Below are 1,856 nucleotides of genomic sequence, written 5' to 3' on the forward strand. Positions count from 1 at the left end.
GTGCTGCGCTGCGCAAGGAGATCAAGCGCGCCGACCAGATCGCCGCCTATTTCGAGGCAACGCTGCTCGCCGGCTTTTCGACCGCCGAGGCGACCGAGTTCTTCGGCCGTCCGCGCGGCTTCAATGCCGACCGCTTCGATTTCACGCCACGTTCGGTGACCTGGGCGCAGAACGCGTTTCTGAAACGGTTTTCGGCGATCGAGACGTCGCGGCATCAGGTTTCGGCGACCGCAATCGGCTAAAGCGCGTCGCGCTGAAACGGATTCACGCGACGCGCTTTAGGTCTTTGTCTTTATGCATGTCATTCCCCCAAAACCGAGGTCACTTTTGGGCGACATGCATTAAAACGCTAAATTAACCAGCGGCGACCACAGTAGCTTGTTCGATCACGGTCCGCAGGCGCGCTCATGCCCGTCGCTGATGCCAAGGATGGTTCGGCCGTCCCGAAACGGGAGGCCGAAGGCATGGACCGCTCCCGCCACATGGAAGACGAACTGCGGGAGCAGAACCAACGCTTTTCGGCTGCGGTCGAGAACATGTCGCACGGCCTGTGCATGTTCGACGCCGACGAGCGGATGATCATCTGCAACGGCAACTACCTACACATCTTTTGCCTCGACGCCAGGGTGATAAGGCCCGGCATCCGGTTCCTCGACATTCTGCGCCACAGCGTCGATATCGGCGTCGCCTCGCAAACCGCCGACGAACTCTACGCCATCCGCAAGCCCTATATCGATCAGGCAAAGCCCTCGACCTACGAAGAAACACTGTCGGACGGCCGCATCGTCAGCATCTCGCACCGCCCTCTGGCTCTGGGCGGCTGGGTTTCGATCTATGAAGACATCACCGAGCAGCGCCGCGCGCAAGAGGATCTCAAGGAGCAGCACCGCCGCTTCGACGCAGCGCTCGCCAACATGTCGCAAGGCTTGCTGATGTATGACGCCGACGGCAAGATGATCGTGCGCAACCGGCGTTTTCTGGAGCTCTACAAGGTCACCCCGGCGGACTTTCCGCTTGGAACGACGCACCGCGACGCGCTCGAACGATTGCTGGAACTCGGCATCTATACGAAGATCGATGTCGACAGCGAAGTCGCCAAGACCGAAGCCTGTCTGGCGGCGGCAAAAATGCATTCGGCCTATCGGCATCTTACCGACGGCAGGACGGTTTTGGTCACACGTCGGCCGATGGATGGCGGCGGCTGGGTGGTGACCTTCGACGACGTCACCGAACGTCGCCGCACCGAAGAGCGCATGACCCATCTTGCGCATCACGACACGCTGACGGGATTGCCCAACCGCTCGATGTTTCGCGAACGGCTCGACCTTGCGCTGGAGGACACGGCGGCCACGCCGCTGGCGATCTTCTCGCTCGATCTCGATCGCTTCAAGGCAGTCAACGACACCTGGGGACATCCGGCCGGCGACTGGCTGCTGAAGAGCGTGGCCGAGCGGCTGCAGCGCTGCCTGCATAATGAAAACGACGTCGTTGCCCGCTTCGGCGGCGACGAGTTCGTCATCATCCAGGTCAATTTCAAGGGCATTGCCAGTGCTGAAAAACTCGCGAAGCGCATCGTCGAGACAATCGGAAAACCGTTCCGTGACAAGAGCCGCGAGATGCATATCGGCATCAGCCTGGGCATCGCGGTTTTCCCCGACGACGGCGGAGATGCCGACACGCTGCTGAGGAACGCCGATACAGCGCTTTACCGGGCGAAGAGCGAAGGCCGCAATCTGTATCGGTTCTTCGAACCCGGAATGGACGCAATGGTACAGGCACGGCGTGCGTTGGAGGTCGACCTCGGGACCGCACTGTCGCGCCAGGAATTCGACCTCGATTTCCAACCCATCATGAAC

1 protein-coding gene and 1 pseudogene are annotated in these 1,856 nt (G+C 60.8%); both read left to right on the forward strand.

The window, feature by feature from the left end; translation table 11 throughout:
- Nucleotides 1–242 (forward strand): annotated as a pseudogene (locus EN932_RS35285) (hydrolase); the annotation flags it as partial.
- A gap of 165 nt (nt 243–407) precedes the next feature.
- Nucleotides 408–1,856 (forward strand): PAS-domain containing protein (locus EN932_RS35290; RefSeq protein WP_128369481.1); only part of this gene is annotated, 1,449 nt, incomplete at its 3' end.

This window comes from Mesorhizobium sp. M7A.F.Ca.US.002.01.1.1, assembly GCF_004022955.1.
GTDB classification, from domain to species: Bacteria; Pseudomonadota; Alphaproteobacteria; order Rhizobiales; family Rhizobiaceae; genus Mesorhizobium; species Mesorhizobium ciceri.